The organism is Arthrobacter sp. 179 (assembly GCF_052379645.1).
Taxonomy (GTDB): Bacteria; Actinomycetota; Actinomycetes; order Actinomycetales; family Micrococcaceae; genus Arthrobacter_H.
In genome coordinates, this window is the sequence record NZ_JBQSYU010000002.1 from 180,429 (window position 1) to 199,023 (window position 18,595).

General features: G+C 66.5%; 15 protein-coding genes. 11 read left to right on the forward strand and 4 right to left on the reverse strand.

From position 1 onward, the window contains the following. Window positions 1–87: 87 nt before the first annotated feature. Genes ACT3UE_RS02420 through ACT3UE_RS02445 form a run of 6 tightly spaced genes read left to right on the forward strand, consistent with a single transcriptional unit; the run spans window position 88 to window position 6,055 of the window. A complete protein-coding gene (locus ACT3UE_RS02420; protein ID WP_444561631.1) occupies window positions 88–1,011 on the forward strand; it encodes an ABC transporter permease in 924 nt (307 codons plus the stop codon). Then, window positions 1,008–1,922, forward strand: a complete 915-nt coding sequence (locus tag ACT3UE_RS02425) for an ABC transporter permease (protein WP_444561630.1) — start codon at window positions 1,008–1,010, stop codon at window positions 1,920–1,922. Before ACT3UE_RS02420 ends, ACT3UE_RS02425 begins: the two co-directional genes overlap by 4 nt. Then, window positions 1,923–2,951 (forward strand): ABC transporter ATP-binding protein, encoded by a 1,029-nt coding sequence (locus tag ACT3UE_RS02430; RefSeq protein ID WP_444561629.1) that lies wholly within the window; start codon window positions 1,923–1,925, stop codon window positions 2,949–2,951. It abuts the gene before it with no gap. After that, window positions 2,938–3,975, forward strand: coding sequence for an ABC transporter ATP-binding protein (locus ACT3UE_RS02435; RefSeq protein WP_444561628.1), 1,038 nt, complete (start codon window positions 2,938–2,940; stop codon window positions 3,973–3,975). Before ACT3UE_RS02430 ends, ACT3UE_RS02435 begins: the two co-directional genes overlap by 14 nt. Window positions 3,976–4,031: 56 nt before the next feature. Then, window positions 4,032–5,225 (forward strand): Gfo/Idh/MocA family protein, encoded by a 1,194-nt coding sequence (locus tag ACT3UE_RS02440; protein WP_444561627.1) that lies wholly within the window; start codon window positions 4,032–4,034, stop codon window positions 5,223–5,225. Between the two features lie 50 nt (window positions 5,226–5,275). After that, window positions 5,276–6,055, forward strand: a complete 780-nt coding sequence (locus tag ACT3UE_RS02445) for a type 1 glutamine amidotransferase domain-containing protein (protein WP_444561626.1) — start codon at window positions 5,276–5,278, stop codon at window positions 6,053–6,055. 542 nt (window positions 6,056–6,597) lie between these two features. On the opposite strand, the gene ACT3UE_RS02450 is transcribed toward ACT3UE_RS02445, so the two are convergent. After that, window positions 6,598–7,518 carry a LysR family transcriptional regulator gene (locus ACT3UE_RS02450; protein WP_444561625.1) on the reverse strand — a complete coding sequence of 307 codons (921 nt, stop codon included), beginning with the start codon at window positions 7,516–7,518 and terminating at the stop codon, window positions 6,598–6,600. 131 nt (window positions 7,519–7,649) lie between these two features. On the opposite strand from ACT3UE_RS02450, the gene tdh reads away from it, so the two are divergent. Next, a complete protein-coding gene (tdh, locus tag ACT3UE_RS02455) occupies window positions 7,650–8,699 on the forward strand; it encodes an L-threonine 3-dehydrogenase (RefSeq protein ID WP_444561624.1) in 1,050 nt (349 codons plus the stop codon). A 24-nt stretch (window positions 8,700–8,723) separates the two neighbouring features. Continuing rightward, complete coding sequence (locus tag ACT3UE_RS02460; protein ID WP_444566227.1) at window positions 8,724–9,923, forward strand: glycine C-acetyltransferase; 1,200 nt, start codon at window positions 8,724–8,726, stop codon at window positions 9,921–9,923. 63 nt (window positions 9,924–9,986) lie between these two features. On the opposite strand, the gene ACT3UE_RS02465 is transcribed toward ACT3UE_RS02460, so the two are convergent. After that, complete coding sequence (locus ACT3UE_RS02465; protein WP_444566228.1) at window positions 9,987–13,265, reverse strand: efflux RND transporter permease subunit; 3,279 nt, start codon at window positions 13,263–13,265, stop codon at window positions 9,987–9,989. Between the two features lie 118 nt (window positions 13,266–13,383). On the opposite strand from ACT3UE_RS02465, the gene ACT3UE_RS02470 reads away from it, so the two are divergent. Further along, window positions 13,384–13,848: a MarR family winged helix-turn-helix transcriptional regulator gene (locus tag ACT3UE_RS02470; RefSeq protein ID WP_444566229.1), complete on the forward strand. Its 465-nt coding sequence runs from the start codon at window positions 13,384–13,386 to the stop codon at window positions 13,846–13,848. On the opposite strand, the gene ACT3UE_RS02475 is transcribed toward ACT3UE_RS02470, so the two are convergent. Together ACT3UE_RS02475 and hutH are read right to left on the reverse strand one after the other, a co-directional pair. After that, complete coding sequence (locus ACT3UE_RS02475) at window positions 13,845–14,447, reverse strand: HutD/Ves family protein (protein WP_444566230.1); 603 nt, start codon at window positions 14,445–14,447, stop codon at window positions 13,845–13,847. The two genes, ACT3UE_RS02470 and ACT3UE_RS02475, sit on opposite strands and share 4 nt — an antisense overlap. A 30-nt stretch (window positions 14,448–14,477) precedes the next feature. Continuing rightward, on the reverse strand, window positions 14,478–16,040 hold the full coding sequence (gene hutH / locus ACT3UE_RS02480; RefSeq protein WP_444561619.1) for a histidine ammonia-lyase: 1,563 nt from the start codon (window positions 16,038–16,040) through the stop codon (window positions 14,478–14,480). Window positions 16,041–16,187: 147 nt separating this feature from the next. On the opposite strand from hutH, the gene ACT3UE_RS02485 reads away from it, so the two are divergent. Both ACT3UE_RS02485 and ACT3UE_RS02490 read left to right on the forward strand, forming a co-directional pair. Next, complete coding sequence (locus ACT3UE_RS02485) at window positions 16,188–16,904, forward strand: IclR family transcriptional regulator (RefSeq protein WP_444561618.1); 717 nt, start codon at window positions 16,188–16,190, stop codon at window positions 16,902–16,904. Then, complete coding sequence (locus ACT3UE_RS02490) at window positions 16,901–18,595, forward strand: urocanate hydratase (protein ID WP_444561617.1); 1,695 nt, start codon at window positions 16,901–16,903, stop codon at window positions 18,593–18,595. Before ACT3UE_RS02485 ends, ACT3UE_RS02490 begins: the two co-directional genes overlap by 4 nt.

Genomic DNA, 18,595 nt, shown 5'->3' on the forward strand with positions numbered 1-18,595 from the left:
ACGGGTCCGATGCGTCGCTGAGCAGTAGACACCGGCGCATCGGACCCCGTCCCACCACTCCCATCACACCGCGAAAGGACCATCCGCATGCTCGGCTACACCATACGCCGCATAGGGCAGATGATTCCGGTGGTCATCGGCGCCACCTTCCTGATCTACGCCTTGACCTTCCTCATGCCCGGAGACCCCATCGCGGCGTTGACCGGCGCCCGCCCCCTGCCCGAATCAACAGTGGCCCAGATCCGACAGGCCTACCATCTGGATGACCCGTTCCTGGTGCAATACGGAAACTACATGTGGGGCCTGTTGCACGGGAACTTCGGGATTGACTTCTTCGGTCGACCGGTTTTGGGCCTGATCCTGGAGCGACTGCCGACGACCTTCGCCCTGGCCCTGACGGCGTGGGTCCTGAAACTGGTGATCGGACTGGCCATCGGCGTCTACGGCGGGCTGCGTCACGGGCGTGCCGGGGACCACTTCGCACTGGTCTTCACCGTCGTGTTCCTCGGTGTGCCCGGATTCGTGATCGCCCTGGGCGCCCAGACGGTGTTCGGTGTCCAACTGGGCTGGGTCAACCCGGCGGGAATCAGTGCCGGGTGGCCGATGGCCTTCATCCTGCCGGCGTTGGTGATGGCCTTCGAAGCAGCCGCCGGCCTGGCACGACTGACCCGCACCTCGCTGGTGGGAGTCCTTCGGTCGGAGTACATGCGTACGGCACGAGCCAAGGGCCTTTCCCCGCGACGGGTCATCTGGGGCCATGCCCTGCGCAATGCCATGATCCCCGTGGTCACCTATCTCGGGCTGAGCCTGGCCGGGATGCTCGGCGGCGCAGTGATCATCGAGGCCATCTTCAACATTCCCGGCATCGGCGGGTTGATGGTGACCTCAATCAACAACAAGGAGGGGACCATCGTCGTGGGCATCGCCACGATGCTCGTATTGGTCTACCTCTTCTTCAACCTGCTCGTGGATCTCCTCTACGGCGTGATTGATCCGAGGGTACGAGTATGAGCCAGACCACCGAGCCGACCGCTTCCGCCGTTGCCGCCGGCGAACCGGCCACCTTCCCGCCGCGGCGGCGCAAGAAGACGAACCGGGGGCCCATCTGGTTGAGGCCGCGCTTCCTGATTTCAGGGACGATCGTGGCGCTGATGCTGCTCATGGCTGCTTTCCCCCAGCTCTTTGCCGGGTTCGGCAGCGACCCCAACGCGAACTGCAACGTGATGGAAACAAACCAGGCGCCCAGTAGCGAGCACATCTTCGGCGTCGACATCCAAGGATGCGATTACTACACGAACGTCATCTATGGTGCCCGCGCCTCGATCCTGGTGGGCATCGTGGTCACCGCGATCTCCTTCGTCGTTGCAGCCATTCTCGGAGCCCTTGCCGGCTACTTCGGCGGTTGGGTCGACGTCATCATCTCGCGGGCCTGCGACATGGCCTTCGGCCTTCCGTTCATCCTGGCGGCCATCGTCGTGTTGCAGCTGTTCAGCGAACGTACCGTCTGGACGGTGATCTTCGCGCTGGCCCTGTTCAATTGGCCAGGTGGCGTCCGCTTCATGCGCTCCTCCGTCATGGAGGTACGCAACCGAGAGTATGTCCAGGCCTCGATGCTGCTGGGTGCCAGCAAGACCAGGATCATCAAGTCCCACATCATCCCGAACTCGTTGACCCCGTTGCTGGTCCTGCAGACACTCGGAGTCGGCGGAGTGATTTCCGCCGAAGCGGGGCTGACCTTCATCGGCATCGGCCTCACCCCGCCCTCGGTGTCCTGGGGACTGCAACTGGCTGCGGCACGCGACTACATCTCCGCCGCCCCGCACCTGCTGGTCTTCCCGGCACTGTTCCTGACACTCACGGTGCTCGGCTTCGTGCTCTTCGGGGAAGCACTGCGCGATGAATTCGACCCGAAAGGCAAGTAAGTGAGAACGCAACAGACGCAACAACCCGACCCGGCGGGGGACCACCCGCTGCTCCGAGTCAGGGACCTCGACGTCGAATTCGACACTTCGAAGGGCATTGCCACCGCCGTCAGCGGCATGAACTTCACCGTCCAGCGCGGTGAGGCGCTGGGCATCCTGGGTGAATCCGGATCCGGGAAATCGGTCACCGCCCGAGCGGTGATGGGCATCCTGGACATGCCACCGGCCAAGGTCCCGCGTGGAGAAATCCTGCTTGAAGGGGAGGACCTTTTGACGATCAGTGCCAAACGGCACCGTGAACTGGTCGGATCCAGGGTCTCGATGGTCTTCCAGGATGCCCTGACGGCACTGAACCCCGTCCACCCGGTCGGACGCCAGATCGGTGAGTTGTACCGGGTCCACCGTGGATACTCCCGCAAGGATGCCAAGGCAGCAGCAATCGACATGATGGACCGGGTGCGGATCCCGGCCGCTGCTTCTCGGGTGAATGACTATCCCCACCAGTTCTCCGGCGGCATGCGTCAGCGCATCGTCATCGCCATGGCCCTTGCCCTGGACCCTGTGCTGCTGATCGCCGATGAGCCTACTACGGCACTGGACGTCACCGTTCAGGCACAAATCCTCGAGCTGCTCAAGGAACAACAGGTGGAGAGGAACATGGGGCTGATCCTCATCACCCATGACATCTCGGTGGTCAAGGAAGTCACCGATCAAGTGGCGGTGATGTATGCGGGACGCATCGTCGAGCATGGAGCCACCGATGAGGTGCTCAACCACCCGGGGCACCCCTATACCCAGGGACTCCGTGCATCGGTTGCCGGCGAGGAGCTGAAGGGGCAACGCTTGCCGGCGATTCCGGGCACACCACCGGATTTGCTGCGTTTGCCCGACGGGTGCTCCTTCGCCAACCGGTGCCCCTTCGTCACGGACGAATGCCTGGAACAGGTACCGCCGTTGGAGTCGGTGGGCGCCGGGCGTCAGAGCGCTTGTTTCCACACCGAGGAGGTCTTGGACCATGTCACTGCCTGAAGCAACGATCCAGAACGGTACGCCCGGGAGGGCGGCCGCCCCGTTGATGGAAATGCAGGGGATCAAACAGCACTATCCGGTACACCGCCATCTCCCGATCGGACCACAGAAGGTGGTCAAGGCCCTGGACGGGGTGGACCTGGACGTGCGTCCCGGGGAAACCATGGGCGTCATCGGGGAGTCGGGCTGTGGAAAATCAACGTTGGCCCGGGTCATGTCGGGTCTGGAAAAGCCGACCGAAGGGCGGGTGCTTTTCCGGGGGCAGGACATCAATGAGCTCAAAGGGGCGGAAAAGCGCGAGATGCGTCGGAACATCCAGCTGATCTTCCAGGATCCGTTCTCCTCGCTCAACCCGCGCATGACCGTTGAAGAGCTGGTCGGTGAGCCCTTCGCGATCCATTCCGAAATCGAGCCCCGGGCCGGGCGACGGAACAAGATCCGCGAACTCCTGGAGCTGGTCGGTTTGAACCCCGACCATGCGGACCGATACCCGCATAACTTCTCCGGAGGCCAGCAACAACGCATCGGGATTGCGCGGGGAATCGCGCTGAACCCCAAGATGCTCATCTGCGATGAACCGGTCTCGGCACTGGACGTCTCCGTCCGGGCCCAGATCGTGAACCTGCTCGACACGCTGCAAAAAGAGTTGGGCCTGAGCTACCTTTTCATCGCCCACGACCTGCAGATCGTCCGACACATCTCCGACCGGGTCGCCACCATGTACCTGGGCAAGGTCGTGGAACTGGGCCGCTACGACGAAGTCTACGACCGCACGGGCCACCCGTATACCCAGGCGCTACTCTCCGCGGCGCCGGAATTGCGCAAAAACGACGGTGCCGACCGCGAACGCATCGTGCTCCAGGGTGACCCGCCCTCGCCCATCGACCCGCCGTCGGGGTGTCGGTTCCATACGCGGTGTCCGCTGGCCCAGGCGATGTGTGTCGACCAGGAACCCGAGCCCGTCGAAATTTCCGGAACCCATGCCGCCCGATGCCATTTCGCCGACACAGTGTCGGCGCAGTGAAGGCAACCGGCGGCACCTGCGGCGACATTTTCATCAATAATTAAGGAGTTAGATTCGTGGATCTCAAAGTAGGAGTGGTCGGTTTCGGCCTGCGCTCGGGACTGTTCCGGCAGGCGCACCGCCCCGGTGAAGGGTCGGTCGTCACCATGGTGTGCGATACCAGCGAACGCGGCCGCGCAGATGCGGCAGCCAAACTGCCCGAAGCCACCGTCACCGCGGACCTCGATGATCTGTTGACGGCCGGACTGGACGCCGTTTTGGTACTGACCCCGGACAACCAGCATGCCGCCGTGGCTACGCGCACCCTGGAGGCAGGCATCGCCACGTTCTGCGAGAAGCCGTTGGACGTCACGCTCGAGGCCGTGGATTCCCTCCTCGACACTGCTTTCCGGACCGGGACCAAGCTCTACGTCGGACACAACATGCGCCATATGCCGGTGATCCGCCAGATGCGCGAGATCATCCAGGCGGGAACGATCGGGGAAGTCAAGGCCGTCTGGTGCCGTCATTTCGTGGGGAACGGCGGTGACTACTACTTCAAGGACTGGCATGCCGCGCGGGCGAACAGCACCGGTCTGCTGCTGCAGAAGGGCGCCCACGACATCGACGTCATCCACTGGCTGGCCGATGCCTACACGGAACGCGTATCGGCCGTCGGCACCCTGGCGGTCTACGGCGATGTGACGTCACGGCGGGATAATTCCGACCGGCGCATGGGCGACTGGTTCTCGCTGGAGAACTGGCCGCCGTCCGCGCAGCAGGACCTCAACCCGGTCATCGACGTGGAGGATGTTTCGATGATGAACATGGTGCTGGAGAACGGCATCCTGGCGTCCTACCAGCAGTGCCATTTCACCCCCGACTACTGGCGGAACTACACGGTGATCGGTACGCGCGGTCGATTGGAGAACTTCGGGGACCATGCGGGGGACCGGATCAAGGTGTGGACCAGCAGGACCCAGGACGGCTACGTGGAGGCCGACCAGGAGGTGGTCATCGCCGACGCCGATGGTGGGCATGGCGGGGCCGACCCGTTGCTGATCGGCGAGTTCCTGCGTTTTGCCACCGAGGGCGGCCCGACGGAGACCTCGCCGGTCGCCGCCCGGGCTGCCGTCGCGGCCGGGGTCCTGGCGACGGAGTCGTTGCGCGGGGACGGGGCGGCACGGGAGGTCCCGCCACTGGACGAAGGCTTGCTGCGGTATTTCGCGGCCAACCAAGAGCGGGAAACGGCGGATAAGTTCGCCCTGTGAAGTAGCCCGCATCTGTCCTAGGCTGGAAAACCGGACGAAAGGAGCACGACATGAAGAAGATCCTCATGGTCCTGACCAGCGTTTCCGAACTCGGCGATACGGGTGAAAAAACCGGATACAACGTCGCCGAAGCAGCGCATCCGTGGAAGGTGTTCGCCGATTCCGGTCATATCGTGGACTTCGCGTCCATCCAGGGCGGGCACCCTCCGCAGGACGTGGTCGACAAGGAGGACCCCATCCAGGTGGCCTTCACCGAAAGCGAGACCACGCGGGCCGGGCTCTACAACACGGCCCGGGTCTCGGTGGTCGATCCCGAGCAGTACGACGGCGTCTATCTGGTGGGCGGCCACGGCACCATGTGGGACTTCCCGGACAGCGAGGGCCTGCAGCAGCTGGTGGCCGGTGTCTATGATGCCGGCGGCGTCGTCGGGGCCGTCTGCCACGGACCGGCCGGACTGGTGAACGTCGAATTGGCCGATGGTTTCCGTCTGGTCTCCGGACGCAAGGTGGCGGCTTTCACCAACGAGGAGGAAGTCGCTGCCGGCAAGGACAAGATCATCCCGTTCTTCCTTGCCGACCGGCTCGAGGAGCAAGGGGCGACCCACGTCCAGGCCGACGTCTTCGAGGAGAAGGTGGTCGTCGATGACCGGCTGGTGACCGGGCAGAACCCGGCCTCGGCCGGCGGGGTGGCCAAGGAGATGGAAAAGCTCCTGGCCAATGTCATCCATCAGGAGAAGGCGGAGGAGGAATTCGAGGCCCACGCCCTGCGCGAAGCCAAGGACGCGGAGAAGGCCGCCGAGAAGGCCGCTGCGGAGGAAGCCGGGCACTGACACGTAGAGCTGACCGGAACACGGGGGACGGGCTGTCTGGAGGGCTCTCGGTCCCGTGACCATCCGATATGGGTCGATGGCCCCCCCGCACCCGTCGGCGTGGGGGCCATCGCCGGCTCTGCCGGCTACCTCACTTCCGTGGGGGAGGGCGCAAGAGAATGACGGCTGTTCCCAGGATCGTGGTCAGGACCGCCAGTGCGGAGGTGAGCCAGACCTGGTACGGCTCGTGCGTGCCGAATAGCGGGGGAATCGTCAAGATGAGGACCGCCGCAGCCACGGCGAATGCAAGGATGGCTCCTGGGAACAACCAGGTGGGTTCATGGCTCAGGGCGGCTCCTTGGAATCAGCTGGGAATGCCCATGATGCCCAGCATGGATTTGAGACAGGGACCAGGGTCTCGACGTCAGGTGGACCCTACCATGGCCGCAGGCCGTGGCCCTTGGGCTCGGAGCATGTGCGGAGGCCAGGCAGCAAATCCCGAGGAGGCAGCCGCCCTCCTCGGCAGTACGAACCGGGAGGCCGGGCGGGAGTGCCTTCGGCAATCAATGATCGTGGGTCTCCGCGGCGCGTTCGGCCATGGTCTCCCTCAGGGCGTCGGCGACCCGCCGTACCGAGAGCCGGCGCAACGACTCGGGACGGGCCAGCAGGTCGATGCGGCGCCGGTTGGCGATGCCCTCCAGTGGCAGCAGCACCACTCCCTGACCTACCGAGGCGCCTGCCGTGTAACGGGGGATGACCCCCAGGACGTTTCCGGTACCGACCAGCTCCGCGACGGTGGCGTAGTCGTTGATCCGGTGGACTATTTCGGGGGCACCGCCGGAGACGGCGGCAATGGCCCCCAGGATGTCCGCGGGGGAGTACCCCTCGCGGCTGACCGCCCATCGCTCACCCCTCAGGTCGGCGGGGGTCACGCTCCGGTGTCCGGCCAGCCGGTGTCCGGTGGGTACGGCGATGTCCAGCGGCTCGTGGGCCAGGGGCACCACGGAGACTTGTTGTCCGGGCCAGGGTGGGGTGTGGTCCATCCGGTGGGCCAGGACCAGATCATAGCGGGACGTCAGAGCCGGGAAATCGTCCTGGGCGACGTCCTCGTCGGAGAAGAGCAATTGCGGCCCCTGGGCCGCCTTCAACCGGGCCAACAGCGGCGCGAACAGGGACTGTCCGACCGAGTGGAAGCCGGCGAGGGTGACGGGGGCGGCGGCGTCGTTCTGGTAGTTTCCGATCGCCGCCCGGGCCTCGGCCATCGAGGAGATGACGGCGGCACCGGCGTTGGCGAGGATCCGGCCGGCCTCCGTGAGCACCAGGGTCCTGCCCTCCTTGCGGGTCAACGGGACGTCGACACCGCGTTGAAGCAGGGCCAATTGCTGGGACACCGCGGAGGGGGTCACGAACATCGAGGCGGCGACGGCCCGGACGCTGCCGAGGTCACCGAGTTCGCGGAGGATCTGCAACTGATGGACTTCCATTAGTCCATCCTAAATCGTCGCTTCAGATAATGTCGTATGTTCTTAACCGTTGAAGTCGTCCTCCCGGTGTCAGACTGGGGACGGAGGCGGTGTTCGACTGCCGCCCGACGTCTGTAGCCAGTAAGGATCCCATGAAGGCACTGTATAAATCCGGTCCGCACGAGGGCCTGGAGCTTGTTGATCGTCCCGAACCCGTCACCGGCCCGCATGAGGTCAAGATCCGGGTGGAGACCGCCGGCATCTGCGGCACCGACCTGCACATCCTGGCCTATGACGATGCCGCCCGCTCCATGATCGACGCCCCGCTGATTCCCGGCCACGAGTTCTACGGCGAGGTCGTGGAGGTCGGCGAACTGGCGACCCACGTCCAGCTCGGCGACAAGGTCTCCGGCGAGGGCCACGTGGTCTGCGGGATGTGCCGCAACTGCCGCGCCGGACGACGACAGATGTGCATCAACACCGTCTCCGTCGGCGTCCAACGCGACGGGGCCTTCGCCGAATACGTGGTGATCCCCGAAACCAACGCCTGGGTCCACCGCGACGAATCCATCACCCCCGAACTCGGTGCCATCTTCGACCCCTTCGGCAACGCCGTGCACACCGCGCTGGCCTACCCGCTGGTGGGCGAGGACGTGCTGATCACCGGGGCCGGTCCGATCGGGCTCATGGCCGCCGAAGTCGTCCGCCATGCCGGGGCCCGCAAGATCGTCATCACCGACGTCTCCGCCGCCCGGCTGGACCTGGCCCGGAGCATGGGCATCGATCTGGCCGTGGATGTCTCCGCGAACCGGATCCGTGAGGCGCAACAGGAAATGGGCATGGTCGAGGGCTTCGACATCGGCCTGGAGATGTCGGGTCACGCCACCGCGCTGCCGGAGATGATCGACAACATGAACCACGGCGGCAAGATCGCCATGCTCGGTCTGCCCAGCACCGCCATCGACATCAATTGGGGCAAGGTCGTCACCCATATGCTCACGCTCAAGGGCATCTACGGACGGGAGATGTACGAGACCTGGTACGCCATGTCCGCCATGCTCGGTTCCAATGCCCAACTGCGCGAGCGCATCTCCTCCATCGTCACCGACCGGCTTCCGGCCACCGAATGGGAAGCCGGATTCGAAGCCGCCCGGGCCGGCCAAGGCGGAAAAGTCATTCTCGACTGGACCGTGTTCAACTAAACGTCTGTTCCGAAAGGAAGAACCATGTACTCCACCCTCAAGGACCAGCTCACCGCCGAACTGGCGGAAATCAGCGACGCCGGAACGTTCAAGCACGAACGCCGGATCGACTCCGCCCAGTCCAGCCACATCGCCGCCGGGGCCCTTGGCGCCCCGGCGCGCGCCGTGCTGAACTTCTGCGCCAACAACTACCTGGGGCTGGCCGATGACCCCCGGCTCGTCGAAGCGGCCAAGACCGCGCTGGATGAGCGCGGCCTCGGCATGGCCTCGGTGCGCTTCATCTGCGGCACCCAGGACCTGCACCTGGAACTGGAACGGAAGGTCTCGGAGTTCCTGGGCACCGAAGACACCATCTTGTTCTCCAGCTGCTTCGACGCCAACGGGGGAGTGTTCGAATCCCTCTTCGGCCCTGAGGACGCCGTGATCTCCGATGCCCTGAACCACGCCTCGATCATCGACGGAATCCGTCTGAGCAAGGCAAAGCGGTTCCGCTATGCCAACCAGGACATGGACGACCTGCGCGGGAAGCTGACCGAGGCCGCGACCATGAACGACGGGGCAGGGCCCCGCCGATCGGTCATCGTCACCGACGGGGTCTTCTCCATGGACGGCTTCCTGGCCCCCCTGCAGGAGATCTGCGACCTGGCCGACGAATTCGGGGCCCTGGTGATGGTCGACGACTCCCACGCCGTGGGCTTCATGGGGGCCACCGGTGCCGGGACCCCGGAACACGCGGGGGTGTCGGAGCGGGTCGATATCTACACCGGGACCTTCGGCAAGGCCCTCGGCGGTGCCTCCGGCGGCTACGTCGCCGGTCGCTCCGAGATCGTGGCGATGCTGCGCCAGAAGGCCAGGCCGTACCTCTTCTCCAACTCGTTGGCCCCGGCCATCGTCGCCGCGACACTGAAGGCGTTGGAACTGGTCGTGGATTCGGGGGAGCTGCGCACCCGGCTGTTCGAGAACGCCGCACTGTTCCGTCGGCGGATGACCGAGGAGGGCTTCGAACTGCTCGACGGCGAACACGCGATCATCCCGGTGATGTTCGGTGACGCCGCGAAGGCCGCCGCCGTGGCCGACACGATGCTCGAGCACGGGGTGTACGTCACGGCGTTCAGCTTCCCGGTGGTCCCCCGCGATGCGGCCCGCATCCGCGTCCAGCTCTCGGCAGCGCATTCACCGGAGGACATCGAGGCCTGCGTGCAGGCCTTCATCTCCGCCCGGTAGCCGGGGCACCGCACCATGAAGGAGGCCGATCCGCAGTAGCGGATCGGCCTCCTTCGTCCCTGCCTACGGGTGGGTGGCGGTGTTCGGTGGCAGATCCGGCTCAACCGGGGCCGCATGGACTCCATGCGGCTTCGCCTTGGCTGCCTTGCGTTGTCCACGCTTCTCCAGCCGGCCTTCGACCAGCTGGTACAACACCGGGACCAGGATCAACGTCAGTGCCGTGGAGGAGACCAGCCCACCGATGACCACGATGGCCAGGTCCTGGGAGATGAACCCGCTGGATCCGGTCACGCCCAGGGCCATCGGCGTCAGGGCGAAGATCGTCGCCAGCGCGGTCATCAGGATCGGACGCAACCGCTGCCGGGCCCCGTTGATCACGGCATCCCGGACGCTTTGGCCCTGGCGTCGGTACTGGTTGACCAGGTCGATCAGCACGATCGCATTGGTGACCACGATGCCGATGAGCATCAACAAGCCGATCATCGAGGCCACCCCCAACGGCTTGCCGGAGGCCAGCATGAGCAGGATCGCCCCGGTGGCCGCGAACGGGATCGACACCAGCAGGATCAGCGGCTGGAGCAGGGACCTGAACTCGGCCACCATCAGCAGGTAGACGATCGCGATGGCGACCAGCATGGCCAATCCCAGCTGCTTGAAGGAGTCCGTCTGCTGGGCGCTGACTCCACCGATCTCCACCGAGGCCCCCGCCGGCAGGTCGATGTCATCGACGGCGTCCGTGACCGAGGAGGTCACCGCTCCGAGTTCGCCATCTTCGGGGGTCAGCGAGACGGTGGCCACGAGCTGGCCGCCCTGCCGGCTGACCGAGGCGGGCACGCTGGTGGATTTGATGTCGGCGAGCTGGGAGAGCTTCTTCATCCCCGTGGCGCTGGGGACCGGGGAGTCCTTGAGTTCCTTCAACGTGGACACCGAGGTCCCGCTGTCGACGTAGACCGAGAGGTCCTTGCCGTCGAGCCGGATGCTGTCCACGGCCTGCGGGTTGGCGGCGGAGGCCACGATCCCCGAGACCTGCATTTCGGTCAGCCCGGACTTCGCGGCCTTCGCGCGGTCGACCACGACCTCGATCGTCGGCTGGTCGGCCGCCAGGTCGCTGGCGATATCCGTGGTGTGGGCGGTGTCCTTGAGCGCGGAGAGCACCTGGTCGGAGGCCTTGGTCAGGGCCTTCTTGTCGTCGTGGGCCTTGACGATCACGTCCACCGTGCTGCTGCCGTAGGCGGCAGCTTCCCCCACGGAGATGTCCTCGCCGTCGGGCAAGGCATCTAGGCGCTTCCGGATGCCCTCGCTGATGGCGCTCTGGTCCCCATCCGGATCGGTGTTCACCGTGTACGACGTCGAATCGGCGCCGCCGCCGAGCATGGCGGCTAGGCCTTCGCCGCCCACCCCCGCGGTGAGCAGGACGCTCTCGACGCCGTCGGAATCCAGCAGGGCCTTTTCGGTGGCCTCGGCCTGGCTGCTGATCGTCTTCAGATCGGCCCCGGTCTCGAACTCCTGGGTGACCTGCAGGCTGTTCTGCCCGGTGCTGCCCAGGAAGTCGACCTTCAACAAGGGCAGGATGCCGGCGGTCAGGACCAGGATCATCACGGCGCCGACCAGTGTCCAGACTGGGTGGCGCTGGGTGCCACGCAGGATCGGCAGGTAGGCGCGCTGCAGCCGGCTCTTGCGTTCCTTCACCTCGGAGGCGGCGCGGACCTCTGCGGGGTCGACGTCCTGCTGGGGCTGGTGCATGAACCAGTAGGCGAGGATCGGGACGATGGTCAGCGCCACGAACAGCGAGGAGAGCATGGCGATGGCGACCGTGAGGGCGAAGGGCCTGAACAGTTCCCCGACCACATCGCCGACCAGGGCGATGGGAAGGAAGACCATGATCGTGGTCAGGGTCGATGCGGTGATCGCCCCGGCCACCTCCTTCACCGCGGTCAGGATGGCGTGGCGTTTCTCCTCGCCGTAGCCCAGATGTCGTTTGATGTTCTCGATGACCACGATCGAGTCGTCCACCACACGGCCGATGGCGATGGTCAAGGCGCCCAGGGTGAGCATGTTCAGCGAATAGCCGCCCACATTGAGTCCGATGAACGTCACCAGCACGGAGATCGGGATGGAGATCGCGGTGACCAGCGTCGAACGCACCGAGAGCAGGAAGACCAGGATGACGATGACGGCAAAGGCCAGTCCCAGCAGGCCCTCAATGGCCAGGTGGTTGATCGACTGCTCGATGAAGGGCGCCTGATCGAAGATCGGGGTGATGGCGGCGCCGGCGCCCAGCGCGTCCTTGAACCCATCGAGCTTGTCGTTGACCGCGTGGGAGATGGAAACGATGTCGGCATCGGGCAGCGCGGTGACCTGGACGGAGAGGCTGGGCTCGCCGTTGGTCCGGGTGATGGAGGTCTGCTTTTCGTTGGTCACCTTCACCGAGGCGACGTCGCCGATGGTTTTCACCGGCCCGCTGGCGGGGGCCGCGGGGGCGGCAGGGGCCTGGCCCTCCGGGGCCTCCGAGTCCTGACCCGGGGCACCCTGACCCGGGGCATCCTGCCCCGGACCCTCCTGGCCGGGGGCTCCCTGGCCGTCGGCACCGGCGGCCGGGGCGGAGGGCAGCAGGGGCAGTGACTTGAGCGCATCGAGGGATTCGATCGCGTTGCCGGCCTGGACCGACACCGACTGGTCGTCCTCGACGATGGTGCCTGCGGGCAGGGTCGTTCCATTGGCCTTCAGGGCGGAGGAGATCGCCTGCTGTCCCAGCCCGGCGGCAGCGAGCTTCTTGGCGTCGGGGTCGATCGTGATCCGCTGTTTCGTCTCACCGCTGAGCTGGACGTCACGGACCCCCTCGATGCCCTGGATCTCCGGCAGGACTGCCTTCTCCAGGCTGTGGCTCAGGTCTTCGGCGGAGGCGTCGGAGGACGCCGTCAACATGACCACCGGAATATCCGAGGTGCTGCCGGCCAGGATCTCGGGGTCGGCCCCTTCGGGGAGTTTCGAGGAGACCGAATCGATGGCCTCGCGCAGACTTGATTCGACCTTGTCCTGGTCCAGGCCGTATTCGGTGGACACCGTGATGGTGGACACCGACGGGGCCGAGGACGCGGAAACGGTTTCGACCCCGCTGACGCCCTTGACGGCCTTGGACAGCGGCAGGCTGATCTGTTCGTCGATCAGCTCGGGGCTGGACCCGACGGCGGTGGTCAGGATCGTGGTCTGGGGAATGCTGATCGGGGGGATCAGCTCCTGCTTCAGCGAACCCATCGACACGAAGCCGGCCACGGCGATGATCAGGGTCAGGAGCGCGACGACAGCCCGGTTGGCCAGACTGAGGCGGGCGAGATGGTGCACGAGTGAATCCTTCGGCAGGCAGGGGGACGGGCAGCCGGTAAGCTGTGACCGAATAAGCATAGCTTGTGGCTAAGCATCAATGGGTATGGATGCTGCGGTCCAGGACGGAACGAGGGGCATGGACGAGCGGGAAGCACTGATGGGACGCATCGAGGCGCTGGAATCGAATGCCGACAGGATGAGTCGGGATGCCTCCCTGGAGGCGCTGCTCTCCCTGCCCCTGACCGTTCAGCAGCTCAAGGCCCTGGCCGTGGTGATCACCGCCAACGGGGATGCCACATCCCAGCGGATGTCCGAGATCCTCCACGTGTCCCTGGCCACGGTATCGGGGATCGTGGACCGGCTGGTCGGCCACGGGGTCGTGGAACGGATCCGCGATGAACGCGACGGCCGTTCACGCCGGCTGGTGGCCACCGATAGTGGCCGGCAGATGCTCCACTCGGTGATCATCGACGCCGACAGGTATCGCAAGGCCGCGATGGCCCGGTTGGCGGTCCCCGATCTGCGGGCCCTGGTCCAGGGGCTCGAGGCACTGGCCGCCGTCGCCCTGGTCGACGAGGGGACCGCGCCGGGATCCGTCTAGCGGCGGTCGTGGGAGACGACGGCGAGGAAACCCCGCCCGGAGATCTCCGGGGGCGCCGCATCGTTGCCGATGACGGTGTCGAGCCGTTCAAGTCCGAGGGGTTCCTCCCCCGGACCGCCCGACACCACCGCGTTGCCGTGGAGGAACACCGCGTGCTGGTCGTCGAAGACCGGGTGCGGGCGCTTCTTCGACAGTTCGAGGATGACCACGTGGCCCCGGTGGCCGGGCCCGGTGATCAGGTTCAGATCCCTGATCGGGCCCTCCGGCAGGGTGGCCCCGGTGTCCGCCCCGCCCTCGAAACGGAACGGCCGGTACTTCTGCAACCCGTGGTCGACGCCGTCGATGGTGAGCAGCATGAATTCCCCCTCGATGACCGTCAGGATCCTTTCGCACTCCGGGAACGCGGAGAAGGTGCCTGCGCGGGAGACCTCGGCGACGCTGAGACGCCAATTCCAGTCGGTACCGGGGGCCGGGGCCCCGGTACCGGATCCCGGCGGCTGTGAACGGGCGATCTCCACGGTGGAGCCACCCCCGTTGCGCCAGCGTTCGGCGCACAGGGAGGCGAAACGGATCAGGTGGGCCGGGGTGGGGGTGCTCATGCGCAGGTCCTGACGTCGGGGGTGTGGCGACTACTGTAGTGCCGACTCCGCGGCACCGTTGGCTGCTGCCAGCACCGTACCGTCGGCGACCAGGGTGTGGACCGCCTCGATTTCGGGGGCGAGGTAGCGGTCGGTGCCCGGGCCTTCAACCACCTGGCGGATCGCCGTGCGCACGGCGTCGACGACCGGGGAGGACTTCGAGGTCGCCAGACCGCCGTCGCGCATGTCCAGGGCGCGGGCGCTGGTGAGCAGCTCCACGGCCAGCACCCGCTGCAGGCCGTCGATCGAACGGCGCAGCTTCAACCCGGCGGACCACCCCATCGAGACGTGGTCCTCCTGCATGGCCGAACTCGGGATCGAGTCCACGGAGGCGGGGACGGCCAGGCGCTTGAGTTCGGAGACGATTCCGGCCTGGGTGTATTGGGCGATCATGTGCCCGGAGTCCACCCCGGGATCATCGGCGAGGAAGGCGTTGAGCCCGTGGCTGCGGGCCTTGTCCAGGAACCGGTCGGTGCGTCGCTCGGCGATGGAGGCCAGATCGGCCACGGCGATGGCGAGGAAATCCAGGACGTAGCCGACCGGGGCGCCGTGGAAGTTGCCGTTGGATTCGACCCGTCCGTCGGTGGTGACCACCGGGTTGTCGATGGCCGAGGCCAATTCCAGTTCGGCCACGGATTCGGCGTGGGCCAGGGTGGCGCGCACGGCGCCATGGACCTGGGGGGCGCAGCGCAGCGAGTAGGCGTCCTGCACGCGGGTGAAGGCGTGCGAGCCTTCCTTCTGTTCGGCAATCAGTGTTGAACCGGACAGTACGGCGCGCATGTTCGCGGCCGAGGTGATCTGCCCCGGATGCGGGCGCAGGGCGTGCAGATCGGCGGCGAAGACATCGTCGGTGCCCAGCAGACCCTCGATGCTCATGGCCGCGGACAGGTCGGCGGTGGCGACCAGGCGGTGCAGGTCCTCGGCGGCCATCAGCAGCATCCCCAACATGCCGTCGGTGCCGTTGATCAGTGCCAGGCCTTCCTTTTCGGCCAGTACGATCGGTTCGAGGCCGGCGGCGGCCAGGGCCTCGGAGGCCTCGACGCGTTCCCCGGCGGCGTTGTGGACCTTGCCCTCGCCCATGACGGCCAGCGCGCAGTGCGACAGTGGCGCCAGATCCCCGGAACAACCCAACGAACCGTATTCCCCCACGACCGGGGTGATTCCGGCATTGAGCACTGCGGCGTAGGCGCGGGCGACCTCGGGGCGGACCCCGGTCCGCCCGGTGGTCATGGTGTGCAGGCGGTTGAGCATCAGTCCCCGCACGATCTCCCGGTCGACTTCGGCGCCGGAGGAGGCGGCATGGGAGCGGATGAGTGAACGCTGCAGCTGGGCCCGGAGCTCGACCGGGATCTGCTTGGTGGCCAGGGCGCCGAAGCCGGTGGAGACCCCGTAATGCGGCCGGGTGTCGGTGACCAGCCCGTCGATGACCCGACGGGATTCGGCCATGGCGGACAGCGATTCCCCGGAGATCTCGACCCGTGCCTCATGACGGGCGACCTGCACGACGTCGTGGGCGGCCAGTGGCGCTGGGCTCAGGGTGATGGTCTCTGCCATGGGGTGTTCCTCTCGTTGGGTGCCTCCCGGATAGAAGGGCTTGCCAAGTAGTGGCATTCACGTTTCAATAAGTGAAACGTAAATTTTGTCTGGTGGCAAGACAGTGAACCGTCTGATCCACCCGGAGGCAACGAACCAGGAGGAGACATGGCCGAACCGTCCACCCGCACGGTGGAGCGGGCACTGCACCTGCTCGGTTCCGTCTGCGACGCGGGGCATCTCAGCCTCGCCGAGGCGGCCCGACAGACCGGGCTCTCCGCCTCCACCGCCCTGCGCTTATTGCGCACGCTGGAATCCAGCGGATTCGTCCGCCGCGAACCGGAAGCCGGCTACCGGCCGGGAATGCGGATCGTCCAGCTCGGTGCCCAGGCGCTGAGCCACGAATCCCTGGTCTCGCTGGCGATGGAATCCCTCCGTCATCTGGTGGCGGCCACCGGGGAGTCCGCCTATCTCAGCGTCCCCTCGGTCGGCGGAACGGCGGCGCGGCACAGCATCTACATCGCGGTGGAGGAGGGGACGCATTCGGTGCGCCACACCTCCTGGGTCGGCCGGAGCGTCCCGCTCGACAACAGTGCCGTCGGGGCCGTCCTGCGGGGCAGGACCCCAGCGGCCGGGTACGTGGTCGTGGACCGCGGCGTCGAAAAGGACGTCACGGCGATCGCCGCCCCCATCACCGTGGGCCGCGGGGACGAAACCCGGGTGATCGCTGCCCTGTCGGTGATTGCGCCGTCGTACCGGATGGACCCCGAACTGGTCACCCGGATCGGCCGCCAGGTCGCCGCCGAAGCCCACAGCATCCTCACCACCCACCAACTCGACACCGAAGCCGGCGACGACGCCGACAGCAAGGAGCAGACGGCATGAGCCAGTCCTTCACCCAGCACGACCCCGCCCGCACCATCCGTGCCGCCCGCGGGACCGGGCTGACCGCCAAGTCCTGGCAGACCGAGGCGCCGCTGCGCATGCTGATGAACAACCTGGATCCCGAGGTCGCCGAACGCCCCGAGGACCTGGTCGTCTATGGCGGCACGGGACGGGCCGCCCGGTCCTGGGAGGCCTACGACGCCATCACCCGCACGCTGGAGACCCTGGAGGACAACGAGACCCTGCTGGTCCAGTCCGGCAAACCCGTCGGGGTGTTCACCACCAATAAATGGGCCCCGCGCGTGCTGATCGCCAACTCCAACCTGGTCGGGGACTGGGCCACCTGGCCCGAATTCCGCAAGCTGGAGGCCGAAGGCCTGATGATGTACGGGCAGATGACCGCCGGCTCCTGGATCTACATCGGGACCCAGGGGATCCTGCAGGGCACCTACGAGACCTTCGGGGCCATCGCCCGCAAGCTCACCGGGGACCAGGACGGTACCTTGGCCGGCACGCTGACCCTCACCGGTGGCTGCGGCGGCATGGGCGGGGCCCAACCGCTGGCCGTGACGCTCAACGGCGGGGTCTGCCTGATCGTGGATGTCTCCGAGGAGAGGCTGCGCCGCCGCGAAGGCAAACGCTACCTCGACGAGGTGGAGACCGACCTGGACACCGCCCTGGCCAAGGTCCTGGCCGCCCAGGCCGAGCAGCGTGCGCTTTCCGTCGGTTACGTCGGCAACGCCGCCGAGGTCTTCCCCGAGCTGCTGCGCCGACACCGGGCGGGGGAGCTGAGCATCGACATCGTCACCGACCAGACCTCCGCCCACGATCCGCTGTCCTACCTGCCGGTGGAATACACCCTGGAACAGTGGGACGCCGAGGCGCAGGCCGATCCGATCGGCTTCACCAAGAAGGCCCAGGAATCCATGGCCGTCCACGTCGAGGCGATGGTCGGATTCCAGGACGCCGGAGCCGAGGTCTTCGACTACGGCAACTCCATCCGCGACGAGGCCCGCCAGGGCGGCTTCGCCCGGGCCTTCGCCTTCCCCGGTTTCGTCCCGGCCTACATCCGTCCGCTCTTCTGCGAGGGGCTGGGCCCCTTCCGCTGGGTCGCGCTCTCGGGGGACCCGGAGGACATCCGCGTCACCGATCAGGCGCTGAAGGAACTCTTCCCGGACAACGCCCACCTGCACCGTTGGCTCGACGCCGCCGCCGAGCACGTGGAGTTCGAGGGCCTGCCCGCCCGCATCTGCTGGCTCGGCTACGGCGACCGGGCCAAGGCAGGGCTCCTGTTCAACCAGCTGGTCGCCGACGGCAAGGTCTCCGCCCCCATCGTCATCGGCCGTGACCATCTCGACGCCGGGTCGGTGGCCAGCCCCTACCGCGAAACCGAAGCCATGGCCGACGGCTCCGACGCCATCGCCGACTGGCCGCTGCTCAACGCCCTGACCGCCGCCTCCTCGGGGGCCACCTGGGTGTCCATCCACCATGGGGGAGGGGTGGGCATCGGCCGCTCGATCCACGCCGGGCAGGTCTCCGTCGCCGACGGCACCGAGCTGGCCGCCGCCAAACTCGAGGCCCTGCTGACCAACGACCCGGGCATGGGCGTCATCCGCCACGTCGACGCCGGCTACGACCGCGCCTCCGAAGTCGCTGCCGAACGCGGCGTGCGCATCCCGATGGCGGAATAG

What these genes read in the sequence shown, in the direction of transcription:
- ACT3UE_RS02420 (WP_444561631.1), top strand. Translation starts at nt 88, where the DNA reads ATGCTCGGCTACACCATACGCCGCATAGGGCAGATGATTCCGGTGGTC.
- ACT3UE_RS02425 (WP_444561630.1), top strand. Translation starts at nt 1,008, where the DNA reads ATGAGCCAGACCACCGAGCCGACCGCTTCCGCCGTTGCCGCCGGCGAA.
- ACT3UE_RS02435 (WP_444561628.1), top strand. Translation starts at nt 2,938, where the DNA reads ATGTCACTGCCTGAAGCAACGATCCAGAACGGTACGCCCGGGAGGGCG.
- ACT3UE_RS02445 (WP_444561626.1), top strand. Translation starts at nt 5,276, where the DNA reads ATGAAGAAGATCCTCATGGTCCTGACCAGCGTTTCCGAACTCGGCGAT.
- ACT3UE_RS02450 (WP_444561625.1), bottom strand. Translation starts at nt 7,518, where the DNA reads ATGGAAGTCCATCAGTTGCAGATCCTCCGCGAACTCGGTGACCTCGGC.
- tdh (WP_444561624.1), top strand. Translation starts at nt 7,650, where the DNA reads ATGAAGGCACTGTATAAATCCGGTCCGCACGAGGGCCTGGAGCTTGTT.
- ACT3UE_RS02460 (WP_444566227.1), top strand. Translation starts at nt 8,724, where the DNA reads ATGTACTCCACCCTCAAGGACCAGCTCACCGCCGAACTGGCGGAAATC.
- ACT3UE_RS02470 (WP_444566229.1), top strand. Translation starts at nt 13,384, where the DNA reads ATGGACGAGCGGGAAGCACTGATGGGACGCATCGAGGCGCTGGAATCG.
- ACT3UE_RS02475 (WP_444566230.1), bottom strand. Translation starts at nt 14,447, where the DNA reads ATGAGCACCCCCACCCCGGCCCACCTGATCCGTTTCGCCTCCCTGTGC.
- hutH (WP_444561619.1), bottom strand. Translation starts at nt 16,040, where the DNA reads ATGGCAGAGACCATCACCCTGAGCCCAGCGCCACTGGCCGCCCACGAC.
- ACT3UE_RS02485 (WP_444561618.1), top strand. Translation starts at nt 16,188, where the DNA reads ATGGCCGAACCGTCCACCCGCACGGTGGAGCGGGCACTGCACCTGCTC.
- ACT3UE_RS02490 (WP_444561617.1), top strand. Translation starts at nt 16,901, where the DNA reads ATGAGCCAGTCCTTCACCCAGCACGACCCCGCCCGCACCATCCGTGCC.